This is a genomic window from Salipiger sp. CCB-MM3, assembly GCF_001687105.1.
Taxonomy (GTDB): Bacteria; Pseudomonadota; Alphaproteobacteria; order Rhodobacterales; family Rhodobacteraceae; genus Salipiger.
This window is the reverse complement of record NZ_CP014595.1, coordinates 1,215,232-1,241,827: the sequence shown is the minus strand read 5'-3', so window position 1 is coordinate 1,241,827 and position 26,596 is coordinate 1,215,232. Positions and strand designations below refer to the sequence as shown.

Sequence of the window (26,596 nt, the reverse complement as noted above, 5' to 3'; positions counted from 1 at the left end):
GGGCCCTGCGGGTTGAGTCATCGCTAGTTATGGAGTGAGGCGAAAATACGGCCCCCGCAGGGTAAATTCCGGCGCGCCGCGCGGGTCAGGCCTCGCCCGCGTGACGCAATTCGACCTGCACCACATCGGTGCGCCCGGTCGAGAAGGTGGCCGCGCAGGCATCGAGATAGAACTGCCAGCTGCGCAGGAAACTCTCGCCATAGCCCAGCCCTTCGATCCGCTTGCGCTGACGCAGAAGGTTGTCGCGCCAGATGCGGCAGGTGCGGGCGTAGTGCTGTCCAAAGGCGAAATTCTCGCGCAGCTCCAGACCGGCCTTGGCGGCCTCGCGGGTCAGCACCGCGTTGCAGGGCAGCATGCCACCGGGGAACGTGTGCTGCCGGATAAAATCTGTGCGCTTGCGGTAGAGCGAGAACTCGGCGTCCTGCACGGTGATCGCCTGCAGCACCGCGCGGCCGCCTTCGGCCAGCCGGTCCTTCAGCGCGGCGAAATACACCGGCCAGTATTTTTCGCCCACCGCTTCGATCATCTCGATCGAGACGATGTTGGCGTAGCGCCCCTGCACCGCCCGGTAATCCTGCAGCCGGATGTCGGCGCGCCCGTCGAGCCGCGCATCGGCATAGCCTTTCTGGCTGGGCGAGAGCGTGATGCCGGTGACCTTGCGCCCCTGCTGCGCGGCGCGTTCGGCAAAGCCGCCCCAGCCGCAGCCGATCTCCAGCACCGAGGGGCTGTCGCTCAGCCGCGAGAGGATGCGGTCGTACTTGCGGTCCTGCGCCTCGGGCAGTGCAGTGTCGCCTTCGCCCTCGGCAAACAGCGCGGATGAGTAGGTCATCCCCGGATCGAGCCAGAGCTGATAGAACTCGTTGCCCACGTCGTAATGCGCCTGAATGTTGCGCGACGACCCCTTGAGGCTGTTGGCGCGCAGCACCCGGTCGATCATCCGGAACTTGAGCCGGGCGAGGGGGCCGGGCGTCACATAGCGTTCGAAGGCATCGAGATTGTCCAGCGCCAGCCGCAGCAGCCGTTCGGGCGAACTGCTGTGCCAGAGACCGGCGATATAGCTCTCGCCCATGGCGACCTCGCCGCGTGCGGCAAGCGCAGGCAGCACGGACCAGTCGAGGATATGCAGATCCGCCTCGGGCCCGGTGGTGCCGAAATGATGCCGCTCGCCCTCGGGCGTCAGCAGGGTGAGGCGGCCGTGCTCGATCTGTTCGAGCGTGGACAGAAAGCGGCGTTTCATCATCGCGGAGATGGGCAGGTTCATCGGCTGACCTCGTGATCGGGCGGTGCGGGGAGCTTGCGGTATTCGGCTCCCTTCAATTTTAAACGTAGTGCATTCCAGTAGATGAGCATAATCACCCGCATCGCGCCACCCGGGCGGCGCAGCGCGCTGCGCAGCAGGCGGGCCGATCCGGCGGGAGAGAAGTCACCGGACATTGTGGCCTTGAGGCCTTCCTTGCCGTCGATCTGGCGGATGCCGATCGCGGCGGCGGCCCCGGTGATCGAAAAGCGGAAGTGATAGGTGCCGCGCACATCTTGGAACGGTGAGACGTGAAAGACCTTGGTGGCGGTCAACTCATCCTCTGGAGAGATCGGGGCAAAGGCGGCGTGATGGCAAAGGTAGCTGTGGCGCTGGCCGAAGGTGTTGCTCACCTCGGCGATCACCGCCAGCAGCCGGTCGCCGCGCAGCGCAAGCCAAAAGGAGACCGGGTTGAACCAATAGCCCAGAAAGCGCGGCTGCATCAGCAGTGCCACGCGCACGCCTTCGAGCCCCGCCGAGGCAAAGACGCGCCGCGCCCATGCGGCACCGGTGCCATCCCCGCGCGGGCCGCCATGGTCGCGATCATAAAGCGAGAAGAGGTTGAAGCGGTTGCGCGAGAACAGGCGCGGGGGGCGCACCGCATCGGGATCAAGCAGCAGATAGTCCACGCGATAGACGAAGGCATGGCGGATGCCGCCGCGCCGTGCGTGGGTCACGCGGGCCGGAAGATGCAGCATCTCGCCCGCGCCCAATCTGTCTGCGAGGCTTTCGCTCATGCGGCCACCGGCGCGGGCAGCATCTGCCGGGCGATGCGCACCGCGCTGGCAAAGCCATCCTCGTGGAACCCGTTGCGCAGCCACGCTCCCGCGTACCAGCTTCGGTTTTTGCCCTGCAGCGCGGCAATGCGGCTCTGCGCGTCCAGCGCGGCGGTGTCGAACACCGGGTGGCGGAAGGTGTTGCGGTCGTAGACCAACTCGTCGGGAATATCGCGCTGCGGATTGAGCGTGACGAACATCGGATCGCTGTCGGGAATGTTCTGCAGCCGGTTCATCCAATAGGTCACGCCAACGGGCTGATCGGGCGGGGTGCCCGGCTCGGTCCGGAACACCCACGAGCTCCAGCATCGGCGGCGCTGCGGCATCAGGCGGGTGTCGCGGTGCAGCACCGCGTGATTGTCCTGAAACTTCACCGCCCCCAGCGCGCGTTGCTCGGAGCTGCTTGGCTCGGCGAGCAGCGACAGGGCCATGTCGGCGTGACAGGCAAAAACGACCTGATCGTACTGCTCGGGGGCATGGCCTTCGGTCATGACCGTGGCGTGTTTCTCGTCCCGCTCGACCTGCAACACCGGGGTGCCGGGGCGCAGCGAGACCTGCCGCGCCTCAAGCGCCGCGGTCAGCCGCTCGACATAGCTGCGCGAGCCGCCCGAGACGGTCCACCATTGGTGCTGGTTCCCGGCGGACAAAAGCGCGTGGTTGCGCAGAAAGCGCATCAGCGCCTGCGCCGGAAAATCCCCGATCTTGGCCGAGGGCGTGGACCAGATCGCGCCGCAGATCGGATAGAGATAGCGGTCACGGAAGGCGTTCCCCAGCCCCAGCGCCTCGACCAGTCCGGCGATCGACAGATGCGGATGGCTCTCGGCCTTGGCCTCGGCGTGGCGGTTGAAGTGCAGGATGTCGCGGATCATCGCGTAAAAGCCGGGGCGTGCGATATTGCTGCGCTGGCCAAACAGCGCATTGCCCGAGCGCAGCGCATATTCCAACCGCCCGCCATGCAGCGAAACGCCAAAGCTCATGTCACTGCGCTCTACCGGCACGTCGAGATCGCGGAAGAGCGCGGTGAGATGAGGGTAGTTGGCGTAGTTGAAGACGATAAAGCCCGTATCTACCGGCTGATCACCATAGAGCCCCGCCGTCACCGTGCGGGCATGGCCGCCAAGGCGCGGCGCGGCCTCATAAAGCGTCACGCGGCAGCGCTGCGACAAAAGCCATGCTGTGGCGAGACCCGAGATGCCGCCGCCGATCACGGCAACGCGCTGGGGAACTCCAAAAGACAGGTCAAGGGCCACGCAAACCTCCCGCGGACTTAGGTAAACTTGAATATGTTACGCACGGGTCTTTGAAATGGATCACCAAAGACTTGAGGCGAGGGGAATTTTTTGTGTGCGCCAAGAAGTGGTCGCCACCGTGCGTGTCGGCTTTCGGGCGCCTGCATCGCTGCGGGGCGAAAAATTCGCGAAAAAATTCAGACCGGCGGTGATCCGGGTCGCATCCCGCAGCGTAACCCCTACATGTCTCTTGATGGCCGCCTCATATCGCACGACCCATCCGACGCCTTCGATACCGACGGCGTCGTCTCTGTTGCGGTGAGCGGCACGCCGAAAAAGGAGACCCGTGTGACGCCTACCGAGACCTCCGAACAGACGCGCTGGCTGTTGGCCGTGCGCGATCAGCGTGATCGCGAGGCGTTCGGGCGGCTGTTCGATTTCTTCGCGCCCCGGCTCAAAGCGATGTTGATGCGGGGCGGATTGCGGGATGGCAGCGCCGAGGATGTGGTGCAGGACGTAATGCTGTCGGTCTGGAACAAGGCCGCGCAATTCGATCCGCACCGCGCCGAAGCCTCGGCGTGGATTTATCGCATCGCCCGCAACCGCCAGATCGACCTTTACCGCCGCAAACCGCTGCCCGAGCCCGAACTGATGCAGGAGCCCGAGAGCGGCGAGCCCGATGCGCCGCAGATCCTCGCGCTTGAACAGGAATCGCAGCAGCTGCGCGAAGCGCTGGAGAAGCTCAGCCCCGAGCAGACCGAGGCGCTGCGTCACGCGTATATGGAAGAGCTGCCCCACAGCGAGATCAGCCGGATCACCGGCCTGCCGCTGGGGACGATCAAATCACGTATCCGCCTCGGGCTCGACCGCCTGCGGCGTGACCTCACTGACCTGAGACCGCAATGAGCAAGATCACCCATCATATCCCCGAGGAGATGCTTCGCGCCTATGCCGCCGGGACGCTGCCGCAGCCTTTCGCGGTGGTGATCGCGGCGCATGTCTCGCTGTGCGATGACTGCCGCAGCGTTGTCGAAGCCGAAGCCGCCGTGGGCGGCGCTCTGCTTGACGGGCTCGCGCCCGCCGATGTGTCGAGCGACGCCCGCGCCCGCCTGTTCGCCGCGCTTGACGCGACGCCGACGCCCACACCGCCGCAGCGCGGGTCTGGTGTCTTTCCCGCTCCTGTTATGGAGGCGCTGAAAGGGCAGCCGCCGCGCTGGAAGATGCTGGGCGGGGGCATCCGCCAGCAGATCCTCAGCGCCGACGAGGAGGGCTCGCTGCGCCTGCTTTACATCCCGCGCGGCCGCGCCGTTCCCGAGCACGGCCACCATGGTCTGGAACTGACGCTGGTGCTGCAGGGCAGCTTTTCGGACAGCGAGGGCCGCTTTGCCGTCGGCGATGTCGAGGTGGCGCAGGACGATGTGGATCACCAGCCGATGGCCGGGGACGAGGCGCCCTGCATCTGCCTTGCCGCGACCGACGCGCCGCTGCGGTTCCACGCAATGATCCCGCGGCTGCTGCAGCCGCTGTTCCGCATCTAGGCGGGGATGACCATGTCCAGCTCCTTTGACGGCAAACGCATCTGGATCATCGGCGCCAGCTCCGGCATCGGCGCGGCGCTGGCGCATGAGCTTGCCTGGCAGGGCGCGCGGCTGGTGCTTTCCGCCCGCGACGAGGACGCGCTGCGCAAGCTGGCGGAGGACTGCGGCGGCGCCGAGGTGCTGCCGCTTGACCTTGCCGAGCCCGACACACTGGACGCTGCCGTGGCGCAACTGGGCCAGAGCCTTGACGCGATGGTCTGTACCGCCGCGCTCTACGATCCGGCGCGGGTCGTCGATCTGGACCGCGAAAAGACCGCCAAACTGGTGCAGGTGAATGTGACCGGCACGCTGCTGGTGGCGCAGAGCGCGCCGAAAGTGCTCAAAGAGGGCGGGCAATTGGTGCTCTTCGGTTCGGTCGCAGGATACGTGGGGCTGCCGAAGGGACAGGCCTATTCTGCGACGAAGGCCGCGATCATCAACCTTGCCGAGACGCTGAAGGTTGAACTTGCGCCGGCGATTGACGTTCGGCTTGTCTGCCCCGGCTTCGTGCGCACCCGTCTCACCGACAAGAACGATTTCAACATGCCCGCGATGATCGAGCCCGAAGAGGCTGCGCGCGACATCGCAAAGGGCATGGCAGGGCGTGGCTTCGAAATCCATTTCCCGAAGCGCTTTACCTATGTGTTGAAGCTTTTGCGTGTCCTGCCCTATCCGCTGGCGCTGCGACTCACGGAACGCCTCGCGGGCTGAAGCCCTCCCGGTTCTCCCCCCAACGGGAGGGCTTCAGTTTATTTCCCGAAGACTGCCGAGATCACCGCGACGCCGATCCAAGCCGAGACGCCGGTCAGCACACCACCCCAGAGGCAGTCAGCGATCACCTGCTCCCAACTCCAGTCGGCGAGCGTGGCGAAATTGGTCATCTCGTAGGTGCCGTAGCACATGAGCCCGAGCAACGCGCCGGTCCAGAGCGCCTGCAGCGGTGCCCCGTCGCGCAGGGCGGGCAGCGAGACGAAGAACAGCACACCGACGACATACGCAAGATAGAAGCCCGCAGCCGGGCCGAGGCGCAACGGCTCTGCCAGAAGGTGGCCGACGTGACGCTCGAACACCGGGCGGATCAGGTAACGCAGCCCGAGCATGTCGAGCCCGAGGAACACGGCCGCGGTCACGGCGTAGAGGATGAGCGTCTGCATGTGGGGTCCTTTTGCGCTGTACCCCTTTGATACGCGGCGGCCCCCGGAACGGATCACCACAAAACGTGGCGGCATCCTGCAAAAGCCGCGCGGGGGCGGTTGACCGGGCCGATCGGTTGCAATATCTCTCCGCCCACTACGCGGGCGTTGTGTAGTGGTAAGACCTTAGCCTTCCAAGCTAATGACGCGGGTTCGATTCCCGCCGCCCGCTCCATCCCCTCCCCGGAAAATGAATGTATCGGCCCGTCTTTCGGCTGTCGTCATGTCTTTGCGTGGCGCGCGTCGCTTGACGGGGGGCGCCTGCAGGCCCAATACCGTGCTGCAGACAAAGGAGGGGCCATGGCCCACGGAAACCCGGCTGCCACCGTGCAGGACGATCGTGAGAAATCCCGTAAACTCGGCTCTCTGGCCGCCCTGTGGCCGTTCATGCGGCCCTATCGGGGGCTGATGGTTGCCGCGATCCTCGCGCTGATCGCCACCGCCACCGTATCGCTGACATTGCCGCTGGCCGTGCGCCGGGTGGTCGACAATTTCGGCGTCGAGGATGGCGCGCTGCTGGACCGCTACTTCATGGCGGCGCTCGGGATCGCCGCGCTTCTGGCGATTGGCACCGCGCTGCGCTACGGGCTGGTCACGCGGCTGGGAGAGCGCGTGGTGGCCGATATCCGCAAGGCGGTCTTTGCCCGGGTGATCAGCCTCTCGCCCGCCTTCTACGAAAAAGTCATGACCGGTGAGGTGCTCAGCCGGATCACCACCGACACCACGCTGATCCTGTCGGTGATCGGCTCGTCGGTGTCGATCGCGCTGCGCAACCTGCTGCTCTTTGCGGGCGGGCTGACCCTGATGCTGTTCACCTCGGCCAAGCTCACCGGCATGGTGCTGCTGATCGTGCCGGTGGTGATCGTGCCGATCCTCACGCTGGGCCGCCGCCTGCGCAAACTCAGCCGCGAGAACCAGGACTGGATCGCGGCTTCGTCGGGGAATGCCGCCGAGGCGCTGTCGGCGGTGCAGACGGTGCAGAGCTACACCCATGAAGCGATCAGCCGCGAGGCTTTCGCCGAGGTCACCGAAAAGAGCTTCGACGCCGCCCGCCGCCGCGTCTGGACCCGCTCTTTGATGACCGCGATCGTGATCTTTCTGGTGTTCACCGGCGTCGTCGGCGTGCTCTGGGCCGGGGCCATTGATGTGCGCGCCGGGCAGATGAGCGCCGGGGCGCTGGTGCAATTTGTCATCTACTCGGTGATGGTCGCGGGGGCCGTGGCGGCGCTGTCCGAGATTTTCGGCGAGTTGCAGCGCGCTGCCGGGGCGACAGAGCGGCTGGTGGAGCTTCTGCAGGCCGAGGATACGGTGAACGACCCGGCGCAGCCGCTGCCCGTGCCCTCGACCGTGCGCGGTGAGATCACCTTTGACAGCGTCGATTTTACCTATCCGGCGCGGCCCGGCGTCAAGGCGCTCGACAGCATTGATCTGGCCATCAAACCGGGTGAGACGGTGGCGCTCGTCGGCCCTTCGGGCGCTGGCAAGACCACCATCGTGCAATTGATCCAGCGGTTCTATGATCCCGATGGCGGGCGTGTGCTGCTCGACGGTGTGCCGGTGGACGCGATGAGCCGAAATGCCTTCCGCCAGCACATCGCGCTGGTGCCACAGGACCCGGTGATCTTCGCCGCCTCGGCGCGCGACAACATCCGCTTCGGGCGCCCCGATGCCTCCGATGCCGAGGTCGAGGCGGCGGCCCGTGCCGCTGCGGCGCATGATTTCCTAACGGGGCTTCCCGACGGCTATAACACGTGGCTGGGCGAGCGCGGCGTGATGCTTTCGGGAGGGCAGAAGCAGCGCGTGGCCATCGCGCGCGCGATCCTGCGCGACGCGCCGGTGCTGCTGCTCGACGAGGCGACCTCTGCGCTGGATGCCGAGAGCGAGCGGGCCGTGCAGCAGGCGGTGGATACGCTGGCCGAAGGGCGGACCACCATCATCGTTGCGCACAGGCTGGCCACGGTGAAGAAGGCCGACCGGATCGTTGTCATGGACCACGGTCGGATTGTCGCGCAGGGTGCGCATGATGCGCTGGTGGCCGAGGGCGGGCTTTACGCGCGGCTGGCGCGGCTGCAGTTCACCGACGGTGTTGCCGCCGAGTAATCCTGCCGTGGCGTAACTGTGGGCTTTGCGACCCGCAGGAGCCGTGCTATTGGCGCAGCCCTTGCGGGAGGAGGTCGCTCTTCCCACGCTTGAAACTGGTGTTCCGGCGCATCGCGCCGGCACCGCGAGGGGAGGAGGATTGCGGTGATGCAATTCATCACGCCAGCCGATCGCGACGCGATCGAGGCCGAGAAACCGTGGTCCGAGCGGACCCTGCCGGAAACCCTGCACGCCTGCCTCGCGCAGACCGCAGAGCGTTATGCGGACCGTCCGGCGATGAGTTTCCAACTGCAGTCTGGTCCAACCGACCCGGCGACGACCCTCACATGGTCGCAGCTGCTCGAGCGCAGCAATCAGGCGGCCAACCTCTTTCGCAGCTTGGGCATCCGCGAGACCGATGTCGTCGCCATGGTGCTGCCCAACTGCCCCGAGGCGTTGGTGACATTGCTAGGCGGGGCCACTGCCGGGATCGTCGCGCCAATCAACCCGCTGCTTGAGCCTGAGCAGATCGCCGCGATCCTGCGCGAGACCGGGGCGCGGGTTGTCGTCACGCTGAAATCCTTCCCCAAGACCGATATCGCGCAGAAGCTGGCCGAGGCCTGCCGCCATGCGCCGCGGGTGGTCACCGTGCTTGAGGTGGATCTTAACCGCTACCTCACCGCGCCAAAGCGCTGGCTGGTGCCGCTGCTGCGCCCCAAGCTGCTCAACATTCATCACGCCGACATTCGCTGCTTTCACGAGGAGATGCGGCGCCAGTCGACGGAGCTCACCTTCGTCCCGGCCACAGGGGATCGGGTCAGCGCCTATTTCCACACCGGCGGCACCACGGGCATGCCCAAGGTCGCGCAGCACAAGCTGTCGGGGATGCTTTACAACGGTTGGCTCGGCTCGCGCCTGCTGTTCCGCGAGACCGACAACGTGATGTGCCCGCTGCCGCTGTTCCATGTCTTCGCCTCTGAGGTGGTGGTGATGTCGGCGATCGCCTCAGGCGCGCATATGGTGCTGCCGACGCCCGCGGGCTACCGCGGCGAGGGGGTGTTCGACAATTTCTGGAAGCTCTGCGCGCGCTGGAAGATCACCTTCATCATCACCGTGCCCACCGCCGTTTCTGCGCTGATGCAGCGGAAGGCGGACGCGGATATCTCGACCGTCGAATACGCCTTCTCGGGGTCGGCGCCGATGCCGCCGGAACTCTTCAAGCGCTTTGAAAGCGCCGCGGGGGTGACGATCTGCGAAGGCTACGGGCTGACCGAGGCGACCTGTCTTGTCTCGGTGAACCCGCCAAAAGGGGTGAAAAAGGTCGGATCGGTCGGCTTTGCGCTGCCCTATACGAAGGTCAAGATCGTGCAGCAGACCGACGCCGGGCCGCGCGAATGTGGCGTCGACGAAATCGGCGAGATCTGCGTCTCCAACCCCGGTGTCATTCCGGGCGGGACATATACCGACACAGAGCGCAACGAGGGTCTCTACCACGACGGCGTTTACCTGCGGACCGGCGATCTGGGGCGGCTCGATGAAGAGGGCTATCTTTGGATCACCGGACGCGCCAAGGACATCATCATCCGCGGCGGGCACAACATCGACCCCGCCGAGATCGAGGACGCGCTGATGCGCCACCCCGCGGTCGCGGTGGCTGCCGCGATTGGCGAGCCGAACGATCACGCGGGCGAGCTTCCCTGCGCCTATGTGGAACTGGTGGCGGGGGCGGAGGTCACCGAAGAGGACCTTCTGGCCCATGCGCGCGTGCACATCCACGAGCGTGCCGCTTGGCCCAAATATCTGGAAATCCTGCCCGAGCTGCCCAAGACCGGTGTCGGCAAGGTCTTCAAGCCCGAGTTGCGAAAGCAGGCCATCACCCGCGTTTATGACGCGGCGCTGGAGCGCGATGGGGTGTCGGCGCGCGTCTCCTACGTCGAGGATGATCGCCGCCGCGGTCTGGTCGCGCGGCTAGAGCGCAATGGGGCAAGCGACACGGCTGTGACGCAATGCCTTGGCCACTACGCGCGTCCGTGGGATTGGCAGGAGGAAGAGGCGGAGGGCTGAAAAAAGCGCTCCGCCCGGCGTTCAGCAGTCGCTTTTCGCGCAGAAAATCTCGTAGAGCAGCCCGATCACCCGCGCGGTGTCTTCGGTGGCGAGGCTGTAATAGATCGTCTTGCCTTCGCGGCGCGTGTTGACCAGCCCTTCTTCGCGCAGACGCGCGAGCATCTGGCTCACCGCGGCCTGGCGCATTCCGAGCAGGGCTTCGAGTTCGCCCACCGAGCGCTCTCCCGAACCGAGATGGCACAGGATCATAAGCCGGCCCTCATGGGCCAGCGTCTTGAGGAAAGCCGCGGCGTTGCGCGCGTTGTCTGCCATTTCCTCGGGCGGGGGGCTGAGCGTGTCTTCGGTCACCTGTCTTAGGCCTCTTTAAGATAACAATGAGAATATAGGGCAACCGCCGCAGAAAACGAGTGTGCGGCGGGCCGGAACCTAGCTTGAGCGGGAAAACCGTCTGGCGGGTCGATTTCTGGTACTGCGAATGGCCAAGTCTCGCAAGTCCTGCGCGGGGATTACTCTCCCACAGGTGGTGTTTTGCCAGCTGTTTCGGCAAACGCATGCGCCCGCCGCATGGCCGCGCCGCAGGCGAGCAGGAGTTGCGGCAGGGTGAGGCTTTCCAGATGGCGCTGCACTGGTGCAGGCCGTGCGTTTTCCGGGCTTTGTTGGCCGAGCGCGGTTGAGAGGGCACCGACTTGGACGGCAAGCGCCGCGAGCGGGGCATCGTCCGGTGTGCCCGCCGTAAGCGTCTGGACCAGCCGTGCGCCCCAGTCCGCCAGATCACGCAGCGGCCGCCGGTCCGCGCCCCAGCCCTGCGCGCCGAGGTTGAGCGCCTCGGCAAGTGCGGGCCGCAGAATTTCCGCGTTCTCACCACCCAAGCTGACGCAGAGCAGGGCGTCCCGCAGCGCCGGGAGTTCCTCCCGCAGGTCCTGCGTGCCATCAAGCCCGTCGAGGCTGGTTGCGAACTGCGCCAGAACCTGCCGCAGACGCAGCGCCAGCGCGCAATCCTGCAGGTCCTCGGGGCGTGCGCCCTGTCCAAGATATTGCGCGTAGTCGGGGGCCTGCATCAGCGAAGCAAAGGCCTCAAGCAGCGGCGGCACCACATTTCCACAAGCGGCGGTGGCCTGTGCCAGCCCGGCGGGATCGATCTGCAACTCGAGCGCTGCGCGATGGATCGACTTGGCGGCGGTCTCGGGGATCAGCCCTGCCTCGCCCTGCACCTTCGCCAGCGTCCCGGCGACGATCATCAGTGCGCGGATCTCGGCGCTGTCGGAGAAGAGTTTCGCGAGGTCTCCGGCTGGAAAGAGGCGGTGCAGATGGGTGCTGTCGAAAGGCGTGGCGGACATGGGTCAGCTCCGGGCGATACGGTCCAGAAGAGCGGCGAGGCCGTCAGGGTCGGACAGGAAGGGCGAATGCGCGCTGCTCATGTCGTAGACGTCCTCTCTTGGCAAGACCGACGCCATGGAACGCTGGTGATCGGGCGGCACCGCGACGTCCTGCGCGCAGACGATGTAGCTGCGCGGCACCTGTTCGGCGCGGCCCGTCAGTGTGACGGGCTGTTTCTGGGTGAGGATCGGCTGCGGCGTCAGATGGCGGGCCGCGCGTTTCACCAGCGCCTCGGGGCAGTCGTGGTAGAATTTCTCGCGGATCATTGCGGGGTCGAAGTGGAAGGTCACGCCGCCTTCGTCGCGGCGGATCGCCTCGTTCAGCGGCTGGTCCGGCCACGCGCGGCTGAGGCTGGTGACGCTGTCGCCATCCCCGGGCAGGAAGGCGCAGAGATAGACGAGGCGGGCGAAAAGCTTGGGGTGCAGATCGGCGGCCTGCGTGGCGGGAACGCCGGACATGGAATGGGCGACGACAATCGTCGGCTGGCCGATCTCGCGCAGGGTTGCGGTGATCGCGTCCACGTAGCTCTGCAGGGTCACTTCTTGGTGCGGGGTGGTGTCTTCGCCGTGGCCGGGAAGGTCGATGGCGCGGGCCTCATGCCCTCGGTCGGCCAGCGCCGGGATCACGTCGCGCCAGCACCATGCGCCATGCGCCGCGCCGTGGATCAACAGGAACTGTGCCATCAGATGTGCCCCCCGATGTGGCCTTGGGATTTCAGGAAGTCGCTGAGAACCTTCGCATATTCCGCGGGTTTCTCGACGAAGGGCAGATGCCCGGCGCCGCGGATCAGCGCAAACTGCGAGCCGGGGATCAGGTCGGTCGTCTCGCGCACCAGATCGGCCGGGGTGGAGCCGTCCTCGCTGGCGGCGATGCCGAGCACGGGGAGGCGGAGGCCGGAGGTGGGGGTGATGAAATCGGTGCCCGCGATGGCGGCGGCGCAGCCCATATAGCCTTTGGTGGGCGTGCGGGTCAGCATGTTGTGCCACGGGCGGAACTCGGGGCTGGCGCGGAACCGGCGGGTGAACCAGCGTTCCAGCACCGAATCCGCCACCGCCGTGACGCCGCGCTTTTCCACCTCGGCGATGCGGGCTTGCCAGATCTGCCGGGTGCCGATCTTGGCGGCGGTGTTCGACAAGACCGCCGCGCGCACAAGGTCATGGCGCTTTGCCGCGATCCCCTGTGCGACCATGCCGCCCAGCGAAAGGCCGAGAAAAACCGCGTCTTTGAAACCGGTTAGCTCCATCAGTCGTTCGGCATCGCGGACCAGAGCGCCCATGGAATAAGGCGGCTCCGGGCAGTCCGAGAGGCCGTGTCCGCGCATGTCGTAGCGCAGGATACGCAGGCCCTCGGGCAGATGCGGGAGCAGCGGATCCCACAGCCGCAGGTCGGTGCCGAGGGCGTTTGCCAACACCAGCGGCGCGCCGTCTTCGGGGCCGTCGATCCGGTAGTGCAGGCGGATGTCGCCGAGGTCTGCGATCTGCATGTGAAGGCCCTTTCAGATGGTCGCGGCGACCCTATCGAAGGGCATCGCCGGAGGGAAGGGAACCGGCCCGGAGAGGGGGGCACAATGCATGCACATCCCATGCACAATCCATGCATACGCGCGCCATGCATGGGGGAGGGTGCAGGCACCAGATTGACTCGGGGGCGCGCGCCCTGCTAGCAGGCGCGCCTCAGCAGCACGCAGCATCACTCAGGACCACTCGGGGGCAGACATGGCACGCAAAAAGGGTCGGGACATTTCCGGTTGGCTGATCGTCGACAAACCGGCCGGCATGACGTCCACCTCGGTGGTCAACAAAGTGCGCTGGGCGCTGGCGGCGAAGAAGGCCGGGCACGCGGGCACGCTCGATCCCGAAGCGACCGGCGTTCTGGCCGTGGCGCTGGGTGAGGCGACGAAAACCGTGCCCTATATCACCGACGCGATGAAGGCCTACCGCTTCACCGTGCGGCTGGGGCAGGCGACCAACACCGATGACGCCGAGGGCGAGATCCTGCGCGAGAGCGCCGAGCGTCCCTCGGATGAGGAAATCAAAGAAGCGCTGCACCAGTTCGTCGGCGACATCCAGCAGGTGCCGCCGCAGTTCTCGGCGGTGAAGGTGGATGGTGAGCGCGCCTATAAGCGTGCCCGCGACGGCGAGGAGATGGAGCTTTCCGCGCGTCCGCTCTGGGTGGAGTCGCTGATCATGCTGTCGCGCCCCGATGCGGATCACGTCGAGCTGGAGATGGTCTGCGGCAAGGGCGGCTACGTGCGCTCGATCGCCCGCGATCTGGGCGAAGCGCTGGGATGCTTCGGCCATGTGCTGTGGCTGCGCCGCGAGTGGTCGGGCCCGTTCGAGGCCAAGGACGGCATCTCGGTCGAGGAGATCGACGCGCTGGCCAAGACGCCGGAACTGGATGCCAAGCTGCTGCCGACCGAGGTGGGGCTGGCCGATCTGCCCGAGCTGCGCTGCACGCCCGAGGGCGCCGCAAAGCTGCGCAACGGCAACCCCGGCATGGTGATCCCCGGTGAGGCCGAATACGGCGACGAGGCCTGGGCCTCTTTCGAGGGCAAGCCTGTCGCTGTCGGCATCTTCAAGGCGGGCGAGTTGCATCCGAGCCGGGTGTTCAACCTGACCTGAGCCCGCTGACCCTCAGCTCAGCATCTTCAGCCAGCGCGTCAGCGCGCTGAGCGACTCGGGCTCGTCGAGGAAGGGCACATGGCCGCGGCCGGGGATCTCGGCGGCGACCATGTCGGGGCGGCGGCGCTTCATTTCCGCGAAGGTCTCAGCCGTCAGCAGCGTCGAGCCATCGCCGCGCAGCGCGCAAAGCGGCAGGCCCTTCAGCGCGTCGAACAGCGGCCAGAGGTCGGCCACCGGCTGCGCCCCGGCCTCGAGCACCGCGTCGCGCAGGCGCGGGTCATACTGGATTTGCAGACCTTCCGGCGTCTCGCGGTAGAACTTGCGCACCTCGTCCATCCAGCGCCCCGGCGGCACGTCCTTGAAGGCGGTCATGCCCTGCGCCATCTGCGCCGCGGCCTCGTCGTAGCTTTTCCAGCCGGGGTTTCTGCCGATGTAATCCTTGATCACCGCCAGCCCTTCGCTGCCGATGTCGGGGCCGATGTCGTTGAGCGCGACCCCCAGCAGCCGGTCCTTCACCATGGCGGCCAGCAGCATGGCGATGAGCCCGCCGCGCGAGGTGCCGAGGATCGCCGCCTGCTTCAGCCCGAGGTGATCGAGCAGTTCCACCGCGTCGCGCCCCTCGATGGGGATGGTGTAGCTGGCGTGATCGGTCCAGTCCGACTGCCCCCGGCCACGGTAGTCCATGCGGATCAGGCGCACTTTCGCGGGATCGAGATGCGGCGCGAGATAGTCGAAGTCGCGCCCGTCGCGGGTCAGCCCGGCGAGGCAGAGCAGCGGCAGGCCGTGGCCCTCGTCGGTGTAATGGATCGAAAGACCGTCGGAGGTGGTGAATTCGGGCATCACAGAAGCTCCGGGATTGTGGTGAGGTCGGGCAGGACATGGTGCGGGCGGCCGGGAAGGCAATCCATCGGCTCGCCGGCGCGGTTCACCCATGCGGTCACAAAGCCGTAGGCGGCGGCCCCGGCGGCGTCCCAGCCGTTGGACGAGACAAAGAGCACCTGCGCGGGCTCGGTGCCGAAGTGTGTGCCGACGAGGTCGTAGACCGGGCGCGCGGGTTTGAAGATGCCCACCTCCTCGACCGAGAGCACGGCGTCCAGATGCTCGGCGATGCCCGCGCTGGAGACGGCCCCGTCCAGCATGTCGGGGCTGCCGTTGGAGAGGATGGCGCAGCCGAGGCCGCGGGCCTTGAGGCTGGCCAGAAGCTGCGGCACCTCGGGGTAGGCAGGCAGCTGCCAGTAGAGGCCGAGCAGGGTTTCGCGCAGGCCCGGATCCTCGAGCCCATGACGGGCCATCGCCCAGTCGAGCCCGTCCTGCGTCACCTGCCAGAAGCTGCAGTGATCCCCTGTGATCGCGCGCAGCCAGCTGTATTCCAGCTGCTTGCGGCGCCAGTCGGCAGAGAGCGCGGGCCAGAGCGCGGCGAGCCGGTCCTGTCCGGGCGCCTCGGCGGCGGCGCGGGCGGCCCCTGCGACATCGAAGAGCGTGCCATAAGCGTCGAAGACGCAGGTGGTGATCTTTGCCGGTGTCATCTCTGCCTGTGCCATGGGTGATACGGTCCTCCTCGCAATCCGGCGCAGGGTGGCATGGGCAGGGAGCTGTCGGAAGGGCGAATTTTCCGGCGCTTTGGGGCTGCTGCGGGCGGTTCGGACATCCTCTTTGCAATCCCCGGGCAGGATGCTTAGGTTAGAGGGGAGAGCAAACGAGCACCCGCTGCGACAGGCGGCCTCGTCCCATCCACAGAACTTTCCCAAAAGATCGGAGACACCCCATGACGCAGGTCAAGACCGGCGACACCGTTCGTATTCATTACACCGGCACGCTCAACGACGGCACCACCTTTGATTCCAGCGCAGGCCGTGACCCGCTGGAGTTCGAAGTGGGCTCGGGCCAGATCATCCCCGGCCTCGACAAAGCGATGCCCGGCATGACCGTCGGCGAGAAGAAGACCGTCGAGGTCACTTCGGACGAAGCCTACGGCCCGATGCAGCCCGAAGCTCGCCAGACCGTGCCGCGCACCGAGATCCCCGACAACATCCCGCTCGATCTGGGCACCCCGCTGCAGGTGCAGACCCCCACCGGTCAGGTGGTGCAGGTGACCGTGGCGGAAGTGACCGAGACCGAGGTCACGCTCGACGCCAACCACCCGCTGGCGGGCAAGGATCTGACCTTCGCCATCGAGCTGGTCGAGATCGCCTGATCAGGCTTGATCTCTCGGGGCTGCGGCTTCGGTAGACTTGAGAGCGGCGCGGGGGGACCCGCGCCGTTTTCTTTTTCTCGCCATGCGCCCGGAAGCAAGCCGAAGGCGCCGGGCGCCTTCACTCCAGCGTCAGGATCGTCTGGCCAGTGGTCTTGCGGGCTTCGAGCGCGCGATGCGCTTCGGCGACGTCCTCCAGCGGGAAGCGCTGGTCGATGCGGATCTTCACGTCGCCCGACGAGACCTTGCCCATCAGCATCGCCGCCATCTCCTGACAGGCGGCGGGGTCGGCGATATGCGCGAAGAGGGTGGGGCGCGTGACCTTCAGAGAACCCTTCTGCGCGAGGATGCCGAGGTTGAACGCCTCGACCGGGCCCGAGGCATTGCCGAAGGAGATCATCATGCCAAGCGGCTTCAGGCAGTCGAGCGAGCCCATGAAGGTGGAGGCGCCGATGGAATCCATCACCACGTCGACACCCTTGCCGTCGGTCAGCTCGCGGGTGCGAGCGGTGAAATCCTCGGTGCTGTAGTTGATGCAGGCATCGGCGCCGTGATCGAGCGCAAGCTGGCATTTGGCGTCCGACCCGGCGGTGCCGATCAGGCGGATGCCTTCGGATTTCGCCCATTGGCAGGCGATGAGGCCAACCCCGCCGGCGGCAGCATGAAAGAGCACCGTGTCGCCCTTCTTGAGCGGGGTGGTGCGGTGGAAGAGATACTGAACGGTCAGCCCCTTCAGCATCATCGCCGCGCCTTCTTCGAAGGAAATGTCGTCGGGCAGCTTGCAGACCTGCGCGGCGGACATCACCCGCGCCTCGGTATAGGCGCCCGGAGGGGCGGCGGCATAGGCGGCGCGGTCGCCGGGGGCGAGATGGGTGACGCCTTCGCCCACCGCCTCGATCACGCCCGAGGCTTCCATGCCGAGCGCATGCGGCAGGTCCAGCGGGTAGAGGCCAGAGCGCTGGTAGCAGTCGATGAAGTTGAGGCCGCAGGCCTTGTGGCGGATCAGGATCTGGCCGGGGCCGGGCTCGCCGATGGGCCAGTCCGCCAGCTTCAGCGCTTCGGGGCCGCCGTTTTCCTCGATGATGACGGTGCGGGCTGTTGCGGTCATCGGGGTCTCCTCCTTGATGGCTTTGCGGCAGACCCTGCGACGGGGGCGAGGCGGGCGCAAGAGGGGGCTGCTGCGGGTGTCGCAGGCTCGTGATGCGCAGAGGGGCCTTTTCGTGCTAGTCTTGGTCCACACACGCGCGGCCGATCCGTCCGGCCCTCGGCGCGTGCCATGGCCGGACCTGTGATTGGCGCACCGCGCGACGCCAAGGGAGGAGGCTCATGGCACAGACACCTCATACGATCGGAAACCCGCTCAGCTGGGCTGCGCAGCAGTTGTCGGCGGCGGGCTCGCATGTTTCTGCCTCGACGCGGGAATTGGGCATGGATCATGCCCATACGCCGCGCCGGGTGCGGACCATGGCGATGTCGGACATCTCCGACTCGCTGCGCGCCGGGTGGGAGGACTTCAAGGCCTGCCGCAGCGACGTGCTGTTCATCGTGCTCATCTACCCCGTGATGGGGCTTTTGCTGATGGGCATGGCATTTCATCAGGCGCTGCTGCCGCTGCTGTTCCCCATGGCGGCGGGCTTTGCGCTGATCGGGCCGATGGCGGCGGTCGGGCTTTATGAAATGAGCCGCAAGCGCGAGATGGGGCTGGAGGCCACGTGGCGCGACGCCTTCTCGGTGCTCAGCTCGCCCGCCTTTGGCGCGATGCTGGTGATGGGGCTCTATCTGATCGCGCTCTTTTGCGCGTGGATGCTGGTGGCGCATTTCATCCATCTGGCGACCATGGGGCCGGCGCTTCACCAAAGCCTCGGGGCCTTCCTGTCGGATGTGTTCAACACCTCGGGCGGCTGGTGGATGATCGTGCTGGGCTGCGGCGTGGGCTTTGTGTTCGCGCTGGTAGCGCTGGCGGTCTCGGTGGTGTCGTTCCAGCTGCTCCTGCACCGGCACGTGGGCGCGCCGGTTGCGGTGATGACCTCGGTGCATGTGCTGCAAAAGAACCCGCGCGTGGTGCTCTGCTGGGGCGCGGTGGTCGCGGTACTGCTGGTGCTGGGCTCGCTGCCGCTGCTGCTGGGGCTGATGGTGGTGCTGCCGCTGCTGGGCCACGCCAGCTGGCACTTCTACCGCCGCGCGGTGGCGTGAGCGGGGGCCGGGCGGGCAGGCGCTCGCCCGGCTCGTGGGGTCTGTGGATCAGGCGACCTTGAGGACGATCTTGCCGATGTGGGTCGAGCCTTCCATGCGGGCGTGGGCGTCCGAGGCCTGCGCGAGCGGGAAATCGGAGTCCATCACTGGCGCGACGCGGCCCGCCTCCAAAAGCGGCCAGACATGGGTGCGCAATGCGTCCGCGATGCGCGCCTTGGCCAGATCGCTCTGCGGACGCAGGGTGGAGCCGGTGATGGTCAGCCGCCGCATCATCACCTGCGCGAAGTTCAGCTCGGCCTTGGGCCCTTGCAGAAAGGCGATCTGCACGAGGCGGCCTTCGTCGGCCAGCGCCTTGACGCTGCGCGCGATGTAGTCGCCGCCAACCATGTCGAGGATCAGATTGGCACCGCCTTCGCTGCGCAGCGCCTCGACGAAATCCTCTTCGCGGTAATCGATCGCTCGCTCGGCCCCGAGCTTTTCGCAGGCGGCGCATTTGTCGGCCGATCCCGCGGTGGCGAAGACCCGCGCGCCGAAGGCGCTGGCAAGCTGGATCGCGGTGGTGCCGATGCCCGACGAGCCACCGTGCACGAGGAAGCGCTCGCCCGCCTGCAGCGCGCCGCGCTGGAAGACGTTGCTCCAGACGGTGAAGAAGGTCTCGGGCAGGCAGGCCGCCTCGCGCAGCCCCATGCCCGCCGGGACGGGCAGGCAATGCGCGGCGGGCGTGGCGACATATTCGGCATAACCGCCGCCGGGCAGCAGGGCGCAGACCTCATCGCCCACGGCGGGCCAGCTGACGCCGGGGCCGGTGGCCACCACCTCGCCGGAACATTCGAGGCCGGGCAGGTCCGAGGCGCCGGGGGGCGGCGCGTAGCTGCCCGCGCGTTGCAGCGCATCGGGGCGATTGACCCCGGCATAGGCCACGCGGATCACCACCTGCCCGTGGGCAGGGGAGGGGACGGGGCGCTCGGTCAGGCGCAGCACCTCGGGGCCGCCGGGCTGCGAGATTTCCACGGCGCGCATTGTCTCGGTCATGTCTTGTCCTGTCTTGCTGTCGTCCGGCGGTGGAGCGGCGCTTAGCGCGGCGCGGTCCAGCCGCCGGGCAGGCCGTTGCGGATGTTACGCGGCGGGCGGACCTTGCCGAGCATCTTTTCCGAGCTGGCAAAGACCTTGCCCAGCACCGGCGTGGCGCGGACCTTGGCCTTGGTCTTCTCGAAGCGCATCACATCCTCGATCCGGCGGTCGAGGAATTCCCACGTGGCGTGATTGTCGAGCGAATCATCGCCCAGCCAGTAGAGCACCGTCGAGGAATAGACCGCGCTCAGCGTGGCGCGTTTCGTGTACCAGTTGAAATCGCGGTCGGTGTCGCCGAGTTCCGTCCAGATGCGATCGGAGGTGCCCCAGATCAGCTTGGCACCATCGGCGGCATACATCGGCAGCGCAAAGAGCGTGGTGCCGCGGCGCACCGCCTCGCGGTCGTCCACCGCCTCGATCCGCGTGCGCACGGCGAGCGCCACACGGTCGCGGAAGCGCATCTCGGATTGGTCAATCTCCTTGAGGCGCTGGGACATAGCCTCGTCGCCGCGCCGGTGGAAGGCGATCGCCATGTCCACCGCGCCGCGCGGGTAGAGCCCGCGGGCCACCACCGGGTCCACCCCGGCATCGCTTGCCGCCGCGCGGAAGGTCGTCTCGGACCAGCCGTCGAAGGCGACATGGTTCAGCGCCGCATCAAGCAGGCGCCCGGCAATATCTTCACTCATGGGGCCTCTCCTTTGACTTAATGGGTAGGAGTCTAGACAAGATTGGCAAGCCTTGCTATAGACCGGCTTCCTGCAATTTCCTTGCAACTCAAACTTAGAAAGGTGGTGAAAACCACATGCAGGTTAGTGTTCGCGACAACAACGTCGATCAGGCGCTCCGCGCCCTGAAGAAGAAGCTGCAGCGCGAAGGCGTTTTCCGCGAAATGAAGCTCCGGCAGCATTTCGAGAAACCGTCCGAGAAGAAAGCTCGCGAGAAAGCCGAAGCCATCCGCCGCGCCCGCAAGCTGGCGCGCAAGAAGGCTCAGCGCGAAGGTCTCCTCTAAGGTTCGCCTTTGAGATCTTGCTCGTGAGGTCAGCCAGCTGACCTTCCGACACAGAAGAAATTGACGACCCCCGGGGCCTGGCCTTCGGGGGTTTGTCGTTTCTGGCATACGGCTTTTGGGGCAGGGGGCTTGGATGCTCTTTGCGGCGCGCAAAAAGTAACCCCGGGAATGTCCCGGGGTTTCTTTTTGTTCGTGAGATGTGGCGGCGCCTTAGCTCGGCCCGATCATGAAGCAGGTGACCTGCCGGGCCTGCAGACGGCGGCAGGCAAGATCGGCGGTCTCGCGCGAAAGCCCCATGAAGTTGGCGTCAAAGCCGCTGGAGCGGTCGACCACCTTGCGCAGCGAGCCGTCGAGCGTGGCGGTCTCCATCAGCGCGGTTTTCAGCAGGATCTTCTCGGCGGCATAGCGGCTGGGATAGCGGCCCACATTGATGCCCCAGTGGCGCCCGCCCGAGGTCGACACGCGGGTGACGACTTCCTGCGTGTCGGGCTCTGCGATGGCGGCGGTCTCGAGGCTCACCGGCTCGGAGGCGCTGGCCAGAAGCATCTGCTGCGGGCGGCGCATAGGCTTAATCGAGGCGTCGGGCGCAATCCCCGTGTCGCCCTCTGCGATGGCGATGGCGGCTTCGACGGCAGCGGTTTCGGCGGCGGGCTGGTCGACCTGCGCGACGTCGATCTTTTCGGGAGCGACGGCCACCGTCGGCTCGACCTTGGCGACTTGTACGCTCTCCAGAACGTTGGCGATGTCATCCTCGACCCCGGCCACCAGCGGCGCGACATCGGTGCCGCTTACACCGGGACGTAGCTTCGGACGCAGGCTTTTGGGCACGGCGGCGGCGGCGACGCGGATCGACTTGCCGCGCAGGCCCGAATCATTGGGATCGGCATCGGCCACCATCATGTCATTGCCGATACGGCCCATATAGGAAGGCTTGGCCGGGCGGCGCAGGGCGACGTTGGTCTTGGCGCGCTTGAAGCCGAGGTTCAGAAGCTCGGCGCTTTTGGCGTTGCGCGCGGCGGTGGAGGTGCCGCCGAAGACCACGGAAATGATGCGCTCGCGTCCGCGCTCGGCGGAGGCGACGAGGTTGAAGCCCGCGGCGCGGGTGTAGCCGGTCTTGATGCCGTCGGCGCCTTGGTAGGCGGCAAGGAAGCGACGGTTGGTATTGGCCACTTCGCGCATGCCGGCATCGGTCGTGCGGCGCGAGAAGAGGTTATAATATTCGGGATAATCGTAGAGGATGTGCCGGCCCATGATCGCCATGTCGTGGGCGGTGGACAGATGGCCCTCGGTGGTCAGGCCATGGGCGTTTTTGTAGGTGGTGCGGGTCATCCCCAGCGCCTTGGCCGTGCGGTTCATCCGGCGGGCAAAGGCGGCTTCCGACCCTTCGATGGCCTCGCCGATGGCGGTGGCGGCGTCATTGGCCGACTTCACGGCGGCGGCGCGGATCAGGTAGCGAAGTTTGATCTTTTGCCCGGAGCGCAGGCCCAGTTTCGAGGGCGGCTCTGCTGCGGCATTGCGCGAGATGGTCACCACGGTGTCGAGGCTGATCTCGCCATGCTCCACCGCCTCGAAGGCGATGTAGAGCGTCATCATCTTGGTCAGCGATGCGGGGTGTAGCCGGGTTTCGGCGTTCTCCGAAAACAGGATTTCGCCTGATCTCGCATCCATCACCAGCGCTGCGTAGGGTGCAGCCCAAGCGCCCAGCGGGGCCACCAAGGTGAGCCAGATGAGTGTAAAAATATACAGGCCTGCTCGGCCCGGTCGCCACATGCGCCGTCCCGTCACGATACTCGCCTCTTCTGCCTCTCGCCCCGGTTTTCCGGTGGCCAACTGTTCTAGTTTGGGGAAACGCTAGCACGGGATGCTTAAAAAATAAAGCCTGCAGTGCCTTGATTTTCCGCAATTTTCCTGAATGTGATTTCCCATATATTGCGTTCTATCAGGCAGTTGGCCGCTAGAGAGGCGATTAAGGCAAAATTGTGCAAACTTATTCAGCCAATCGCGTGGACCAATTGTGCCAGCGCGCCCAAATGGGGAATCTCTCGAAATCTTGGGTGGTCGAGGCGGTCGTCATGCTCGAGGCTCCACGCCAGATCCTGCGGCACGAAGACACCCCAGCTGCCCGCGCGGATCGCCGGGTTCACATCGGATTTGAGCGAATTGCCCACCATCATCGCGGCCTCTGGGCCGCCGGGGCAGGCGGCGAAGATGCGGGCGTAGGTCTGCGGCTGCTTGTCCGAGACGATCTCGACCCGGTCGAACATCTCGCCCAAGCCTGATTGCGCCAACTTGCGCTCCTGATGCAGCAGATCGCCCTTGGTGATCAGCACGAGGTGGTGATCGGGGGCCAGCGCCTCGACCGCGTCCTGTGCATGCGGCAGCAGCTCGATCGGATGGGCCAGCATGTCCTGCCCGTACGAGAGGATCTGCCCGATGACCGTGCCGGGCACGCGGCCCTCGGTCACTTCCACCGCGGTCTCGATCATCGACAGAACGAAGCCCTTCACGCCAAAGCCATAGTGGCCGATGTTGCGCTTTTCGGCCTCCAGCAGCCGCGCGTCGAGGTGGTCTCGCGCCACGTGATCGGCCAGAAGATCGGCGAATCGCTCCTGCGTGAGATTGAAGAAGCGTTCGTTGTGCCAGAGCGTATCGTCGGCATCGAACGCGATTGTTTGCAGTTTCCTGTCCATAATGACGCCTCTTGGGGCCGCGGGTCTTTCCTCCGGGGCTGCTTGGATTTATATAGACCCTTCAAAGCCGGAACCGCAAAGCACACGCAAAGCAAAAGCGTCCTTGAGATGATCCAATCCGTCACGGCCCATAAAACCCGCATGACCGACCCGAACGACCCTCGCGATGGTGAGGGCGGCGCAGATGTCGTGCTCGAAACCAAGCCGAAAACCAAACGCCCGCCGCTCTATAAGGTGCTGCTGCTGAACGACGACTACACGCCGATGGAATTCGTCGTGCATGTGCTCGAGCGGTTCTTCGGCATGACTCACGCGCAGGCGTTCGAAGTGATGCTGACCGTCCATAAAAAGGGCGTCGCCGTCGTTGGCGTGTTCAGCCACGAGATCGCCGAGACCAAAGTGGGTCAGGTGATGGATTTCGCCCGGCGCCACCAGCATCCGCTGCAATGCACCATGGAAAAGGAGTGATCCGCCCGATCCGGCGGCTCGACCATGTCTGATACCCGATTGAGTTTCGCGCTTGAGGGAGGTCTTGACCTGCCCTCCGAAGGGCGCATCCTGCTGCTCGGCGCGCCCGGCGATTTCGACGCCAGCGCCCTGCCGCGTGAGCGCTGCACGGTTGTGCAACGCTCTGCCCCCGATTTCGCCGCTTGGGAGCGCCGTGGCTGGGATGTCGCCACCGCGCCCGAGGGAGAGTTCGCCGCCGCCATCGTCTTTCTGCCGCGCGCCCGCGACCGCGCCGAGACGTGGATCGCCGAGGCCTGTGCCGCCGCCAAGGGTGGTCTGGTGGTTGTCGACGGCCAGAAGATCGACGGCATCGACACCGCGCTGAAGGCTGTCCGCAAGCGCACCGAGGTGACCGGTCAGGTCTCGAAGGCGCATGGCAAGAGCTTCTGGTTCGCCGCCACCGACGCGCTCGCCGATTGGGCGCGCGGTCCGGCGCAGCTTGAGGGCGGCCAATGGACGGCGCCGGGCGTGTTCTCGGCCGATGGGCCGGACCCGGCGAGCGAGGCGCTGCTGGCCGCGCTGCCGCAGAAGCTGGGCACCAATGTCGCCGATCTGGGCGCGGGCTGGGGCGGGCTGGCGAACGGCATCCTCACGCGCGAAAAGATCGGCACGCTGCATCTGGTCGAGGCCGACCTGGTCGCGCTCGATTGCGCGCGCCGCAATGTCACCGACCCGCGCGCGCAGTTCCACTGGGCCGACGCGCTGAACTGGACGCCGCCCGCGCTGCTGGATGCGGTCGTGATGAACCCGCCGTTCCATACCAACCGGCGCAAGGCCGAGCCCTCGCTGGGGCAGGCGTTCATCGACGCGGCGGCGCGGATGCTGAAACCTTCGGGGCAGCTGTGGCTGGTGGCCAACCGGCATCTGCCCTATGAGACCCGCCTTGCCGAACGCTTCCGCAATTCCGACGAAATCGCCGGGGATGCGCGGTTCAAGATTCTACATGCCTCTCGCCCGGGGCGCTGATCGCGGCTAGCGTGGCGCAAACATCCAAGGGATTCCCATGAGTTTTTCCATCGAAGGCAAGACTGCCATCGTTACCGGTGCCGCCAATGGCGTGGGCCTCGCAATCGCGCGGCACTTCGCGGCGCGCGGCGCCAACGTCATGTTCGCCGACATGGACGAGGGCCGTCTGGCCAAGGAATGCGGCAAGTCCGAAGAAGACAGCACCATGCGCTACTTCGCCGGTGATCTGCGCGAAAAGCTGACGCTGGCCAACCTGCTGTCGGCGACGCTCGACGCCTATGACCGGGTGGATATTCTGGTGAACGGCGCGCGGCAGATCCTGCCCACCAATGTGCTCGACTGCGAAGATGCATCGCTCGAGACCATGCTGGGGCAGAACCTCGTGCCCGCCATGCGCCTCAGCCAGATCGTCGCTAAGCGGATGATCAAACAAGCGGAGGGCAACGAGGAAGAGCGCTGCGCCGGGACGATCGTCAATATCTCGTCGATCGCCGCCTGCCGCACCAACCCGCATCTGCTGGGCTATTCGGTGTCGGTCGCCGCGCTCGATCAGCTGACCCGCTCGATGGCGGTCTCGCTGGCCGAGCAGCGCATCCGGGTGAACTCGGTGGCTTTCGGCTCGCTGATGTCTTCGAGCCTGAAGAACATCCTCAAGGAGCATCCCGGCTACCGCGAAGAGATCGAAAAGCACACGCCCGCAGGCCGCATCGCCGGGCCGGGCGAGGTCTGCGAAGCGGTGCAGTTCCTTGCGTCCGAGGCCTCGGGCTTTATGACCGGCCAGATCATGACGGTCGACGGTGGCCGTACGCTGATCGACCCGGTCGGCGCGCCGATGCACTGAGCCGGGCAGGGGGGACGACATGACCGACGTGTTCGACGAGCGCAAAACACGCGCCTCGCATTGGTTCCGCGCGCTGCGCGACGAGATCGTGGGTGCTTTCGAGGGGCTGGAGGACAGCCATGGTTCGGGGCCGCTTTCGGATCACGCGGCGGGCCGCTTCACCGTGACGCCGACCACCCGCACCGCCGAAGATGGCAGCGACGCGGGCGGCGGGCTGATGAGCGTGATGCGCGGGGGCCGGGTGTTCGAGAAGGTCGGGGTCAACGTCTCGACGGTCTACGGCACGCTGGGCGAGGCGGCGCAGAAATCCATGGCGGCGCGCGGCGTGCCCGGTATCGAGACCGACCCGCGCTTCTGGGCCTCGGGGATCAGCCTTGTTGCACATATGCAGAACCCGCATGCGCCCGCGGTCCATATGAACACCCGCATGTTCTGGACCCCCGGCGCGTGGTGGTTCGGCGGCGGCTCGGACCTCAACCCCTGCCTCGAGTATGACGAGGACACGGCGCATTTCCATGCCACCCAGAAAGAGCATCTCGATCCGCATGGCGAGACGCTTTACCCCGAGCTGAAGGCTTGGGCGGACGAGTATTTTTACATCCCGCACCGCAAGCGCGCGCGGGGCGTCGGCGGCATCTTCATGGACGACCGCAACACTGGCGACTGGGAGGCGGATTTCGCCCTCACGCAGGACATTGGTCGGGCGTTCCTGCCCGCCTATCTGCCGCTGGTGGAGAAGCGCCGGGGCATGGAATTCGGTGAGGCGGAAAAAGACGCGCAGCTCGTGCATCGCGGGCTATATGCCGAATACAACCTCGTTTACGACCGGGGCACCAAGTTCGGCCTCGCCACCGGCCATGATCCCGACGCGGTGCTGATGAGCCTGCCGCCACTGGCGAAATGGGTCTGAGCTGA

At 66.2% G+C, this 26,596-nt stretch carries 28 protein-coding genes and 1 tRNA gene; 14 read left to right on the top strand and 15 right to left on the bottom strand.

Features of this window, described 5'->3' with window-relative positions:
- Positions 1-85: 85 nt before the first annotated feature.
- Genes AYJ57_RS06050 through AYJ57_RS06040 form a run of 3 tightly spaced genes read right to left on the bottom strand, consistent with a single transcriptional unit; the run spans position 86 to position 3,323 of the window.
- The gene (locus AYJ57_RS06050; protein WP_066102608.1) at positions 86-1,261 is read right to left on the bottom strand and encodes an SAM-dependent methyltransferase; all 1,176 of its coding nucleotides are present in this window, start codon (positions 1,259-1,261) and stop codon (positions 86-88) included.
- The gene (locus tag AYJ57_RS06045) at positions 1,258-2,034 is read right to left on the bottom strand and encodes a DUF1365 domain-containing protein (protein ID WP_157373986.1); all 777 of its coding nucleotides are present in this window, start codon (positions 2,032-2,034) and stop codon (positions 1,258-1,260) included. The genes AYJ57_RS06050 and AYJ57_RS06045 overlap by 4 nt, the downstream gene beginning before the upstream one ends.
- Positions 2,031-3,323: an NAD(P)/FAD-dependent oxidoreductase gene (locus AYJ57_RS06040; protein ID WP_066102604.1), complete on the bottom strand. Its 1,293-nt coding sequence runs from the start codon at positions 3,321-3,323 to the stop codon at positions 2,031-2,033. Before AYJ57_RS06040 ends, AYJ57_RS06045 begins: the two co-directional genes overlap by 4 nt.
- A 327-nt stretch (positions 3,324-3,650) precedes the next feature.
- Here AYJ57_RS06040 and AYJ57_RS06035 point away from each other — a divergent pair, with 327 nt between their 5' ends.
- Genes AYJ57_RS06035 through AYJ57_RS06025 form a run of 3 tightly spaced genes read left to right on the top strand, consistent with a single transcriptional unit; the run spans position 3,651 to position 5,590 of the window.
- Complete coding sequence (locus tag AYJ57_RS06035; protein ID WP_066106746.1) at positions 3,651-4,208, top strand: sigma-70 family RNA polymerase sigma factor; 558 nt, start codon at positions 3,651-3,653, stop codon at positions 4,206-4,208.
- On the top strand, positions 4,205-4,840 hold the full coding sequence (locus AYJ57_RS06030; RefSeq protein ID WP_066102601.1) for a ChrR family anti-sigma-E factor: 636 nt from the start codon (positions 4,205-4,207) through the stop codon (positions 4,838-4,840). Before AYJ57_RS06035 ends, AYJ57_RS06030 begins: the two co-directional genes overlap by 4 nt.
- Positions 4,841-4,852: 12 nt before the next feature.
- Positions 4,853-5,590 carry an SDR family NAD(P)-dependent oxidoreductase gene (locus tag AYJ57_RS06025; protein WP_066106743.1) on the top strand — a complete coding sequence of 246 codons (738 nt, stop codon included), beginning with the start codon at positions 4,853-4,855 and terminating at the stop codon, positions 5,588-5,590.
- Positions 5,591-5,628: 38 nt separating this feature from the next.
- On the opposite strand, the gene AYJ57_RS06020 is transcribed toward AYJ57_RS06025, so the two are convergent.
- On the bottom strand, positions 5,629-6,033 hold the full coding sequence (locus AYJ57_RS06020) for a DUF2177 family protein (protein WP_066102599.1): 405 nt from the start codon (positions 6,031-6,033) through the stop codon (positions 5,629-5,631).
- Positions 6,034-6,173: 140 nt separating this feature from the next.
- On the opposite strand from AYJ57_RS06020, the gene AYJ57_RS06015 reads away from it, so the two are divergent.
- The 3 genes from AYJ57_RS06015 (at position 6,174) to AYJ57_RS06005 (ending at position 10,215) form a co-directional block, all read left to right on the top strand.
- Positions 6,174-6,247, top strand: a tRNA-Gly gene (locus tag AYJ57_RS06015).
- A gap of 125 nt (positions 6,248-6,372) precedes the next feature.
- Entirely contained in the window at positions 6,373-8,172 is a 1,800-nt protein-coding gene (locus AYJ57_RS06010; RefSeq protein WP_066102596.1) for an ABC transporter transmembrane domain-containing protein, read from the top strand.
- A gap of 147 nt (positions 8,173-8,319) precedes the next feature.
- A complete protein-coding gene (locus AYJ57_RS06005; protein WP_066102593.1) occupies positions 8,320-10,215 on the top strand; it encodes an acyl-CoA synthetase in 1,896 nt (631 codons plus the stop codon).
- 21 nt (positions 10,216-10,236) lie between these two features.
- On the opposite strand, the gene AYJ57_RS06000 is transcribed toward AYJ57_RS06005, so the two are convergent.
- The 4 genes from AYJ57_RS06000 to pcaD form a co-directional block, all read right to left on the bottom strand.
- Positions 10,237-10,527, bottom strand: coding sequence for an ArsR/SmtB family transcription factor (locus tag AYJ57_RS06000; RefSeq protein WP_066106741.1), 291 nt, complete (start codon positions 10,525-10,527; stop codon positions 10,237-10,239).
- Positions 10,528-10,721: 194 nt separating this feature from the next.
- Positions 10,722-11,552, bottom strand: coding sequence for a hypothetical protein (locus tag AYJ57_RS05995; protein WP_066102590.1), 831 nt, complete (start codon positions 11,550-11,552; stop codon positions 10,722-10,724).
- A gap of 3 nt (positions 11,553-11,555) precedes the next feature.
- Positions 11,556-12,275 carry an alpha/beta fold hydrolase gene (locus AYJ57_RS05990; protein WP_066102588.1) on the bottom strand — a complete coding sequence of 240 codons (720 nt, stop codon included), beginning with the start codon at positions 12,273-12,275 and terminating at the stop codon, positions 11,556-11,558.
- Positions 12,275-13,075 (bottom strand): 3-oxoadipate enol-lactonase, encoded by an 801-nt coding sequence (gene pcaD / locus AYJ57_RS05985; RefSeq protein WP_066102585.1) that lies wholly within the window; start codon positions 13,073-13,075, stop codon positions 12,275-12,277. The genes AYJ57_RS05990 and pcaD overlap by 1 nt, the downstream gene beginning before the upstream one ends.
- A 232-nt stretch (positions 13,076-13,307) precedes the next feature.
- On the opposite strand from pcaD, the gene truB reads away from it, so the two are divergent.
- Positions 13,308-14,213 carry a tRNA pseudouridine(55) synthase TruB gene (gene truB / locus AYJ57_RS05980; protein ID WP_066102580.1) on the top strand — a complete coding sequence of 302 codons (906 nt, stop codon included), beginning with the start codon at positions 13,308-13,310 and terminating at the stop codon, positions 14,211-14,213.
- 12 nt (positions 14,214-14,225) lie between these two features.
- Here truB and AYJ57_RS05975 read toward each other — a convergent pair whose 3' ends face one another.
- Positions 14,226-15,053 (bottom strand): alpha/beta fold hydrolase, encoded by an 828-nt coding sequence (locus AYJ57_RS05975; RefSeq protein WP_066102577.1) that lies wholly within the window; start codon positions 15,051-15,053, stop codon positions 14,226-14,228.
- Positions 15,053-15,754, bottom strand: coding sequence for a haloacid dehalogenase type II (locus AYJ57_RS05970; RefSeq protein WP_237220200.1), 702 nt, complete (start codon positions 15,752-15,754; stop codon positions 15,053-15,055). Before AYJ57_RS05970 ends, AYJ57_RS05975 begins: the two co-directional genes overlap by 1 nt.
- Positions 15,755-15,978: 224 nt before the next feature.
- Here AYJ57_RS05970 and AYJ57_RS05965 point away from each other — a divergent pair, with 224 nt between their 5' ends.
- Positions 15,979-16,407, top strand: coding sequence for an FKBP-type peptidyl-prolyl cis-trans isomerase (locus AYJ57_RS05965; RefSeq protein ID WP_066102574.1), 429 nt, complete (start codon positions 15,979-15,981; stop codon positions 16,405-16,407).
- Between the two features lie 118 nt (positions 16,408-16,525).
- Here the strand turns inward: AYJ57_RS05965 and AYJ57_RS05960 are convergent, their stop codons facing one another.
- Positions 16,526-17,512, bottom strand: a complete 987-nt coding sequence (locus AYJ57_RS05960) for a quinone oxidoreductase family protein (RefSeq protein WP_066102571.1) — start codon at positions 17,510-17,512, stop codon at positions 16,526-16,528.
- A gap of 218 nt (positions 17,513-17,730) precedes the next feature.
- Between AYJ57_RS05960 and AYJ57_RS05955 the strand changes: the two genes are divergently transcribed.
- Entirely contained in the window at positions 17,731-18,597 is an 867-nt protein-coding gene (locus AYJ57_RS05955; protein ID WP_066102567.1) for a DUF2189 domain-containing protein, read from the top strand.
- A gap of 48 nt (positions 18,598-18,645) precedes the next feature.
- On the opposite strand, the gene AYJ57_RS05950 is transcribed toward AYJ57_RS05955, so the two are convergent.
- Positions 18,646-19,629 carry an NAD(P)H-quinone oxidoreductase gene (locus AYJ57_RS05950; RefSeq protein ID WP_066102564.1) on the bottom strand — a complete coding sequence of 328 codons (984 nt, stop codon included), beginning with the start codon at positions 19,627-19,629 and terminating at the stop codon, positions 18,646-18,648.
- Between the two features lie 41 nt (positions 19,630-19,670).
- On the bottom strand, positions 19,671-20,354 hold the full coding sequence (locus AYJ57_RS05945) for a COQ9 family protein (protein ID WP_066102561.1): 684 nt from the start codon (positions 20,352-20,354) through the stop codon (positions 19,671-19,673).
- Positions 20,355-20,470: 116 nt separating this feature from the next.
- On the opposite strand from AYJ57_RS05945, the gene rpsU reads away from it, so the two are divergent.
- Positions 20,471-20,677, top strand: coding sequence for a 30S ribosomal protein S21 (rpsU, locus tag AYJ57_RS05940; protein WP_007818122.1), 207 nt, complete (start codon positions 20,471-20,473; stop codon positions 20,675-20,677).
- 210 nt (positions 20,678-20,887) lie between these two features.
- On the opposite strand, the gene AYJ57_RS05935 is transcribed toward rpsU, so the two are convergent.
- A complete protein-coding gene (locus AYJ57_RS05935; protein WP_066102558.1) occupies positions 20,888-22,447 on the bottom strand; it encodes a D-alanyl-D-alanine carboxypeptidase family protein in 1,560 nt (519 codons plus the stop codon).
- A gap of 221 nt (positions 22,448-22,668) precedes the next feature.
- Positions 22,669-23,367, bottom strand: a complete 699-nt coding sequence (locus AYJ57_RS05930; protein ID WP_066102555.1) for an HAD family hydrolase — start codon at positions 23,365-23,367, stop codon at positions 22,669-22,671.
- 141 nt (positions 23,368-23,508) lie between these two features.
- On the opposite strand from AYJ57_RS05930, the gene clpS reads away from it, so the two are divergent.
- Genes clpS through hemF form a run of 4 tightly spaced genes read left to right on the top strand, consistent with a single transcriptional unit; the run spans position 23,509 to position 26,591 of the window.
- Positions 23,509-23,835: an ATP-dependent Clp protease adapter ClpS gene (gene clpS, locus AYJ57_RS05925; RefSeq protein WP_193789514.1), complete on the top strand. Its 327-nt coding sequence runs from the start codon at positions 23,509-23,511 to the stop codon at positions 23,833-23,835.
- A gap of 24 nt (positions 23,836-23,859) precedes the next feature.
- The gene (locus AYJ57_RS05920; RefSeq protein ID WP_066102549.1) at positions 23,860-24,840 is read left to right on the top strand and encodes a class I SAM-dependent methyltransferase; all 981 of its coding nucleotides are present in this window, start codon (positions 23,860-23,862) and stop codon (positions 24,838-24,840) included.
- Between the two features lie 37 nt (positions 24,841-24,877).
- Positions 24,878-25,681, top strand: a complete 804-nt coding sequence (locus AYJ57_RS05915; protein ID WP_066102546.1) for an SDR family NAD(P)-dependent oxidoreductase — start codon at positions 24,878-24,880, stop codon at positions 25,679-25,681.
- 19 nt (positions 25,682-25,700) lie between these two features.
- Positions 25,701-26,591: an oxygen-dependent coproporphyrinogen oxidase gene (hemF, locus tag AYJ57_RS05910; protein WP_066102543.1), complete on the top strand. Its 891-nt coding sequence runs from the start codon at positions 25,701-25,703 to the stop codon at positions 26,589-26,591.
- Positions 26,592-26,596: the final 5 nt, after the last annotated feature.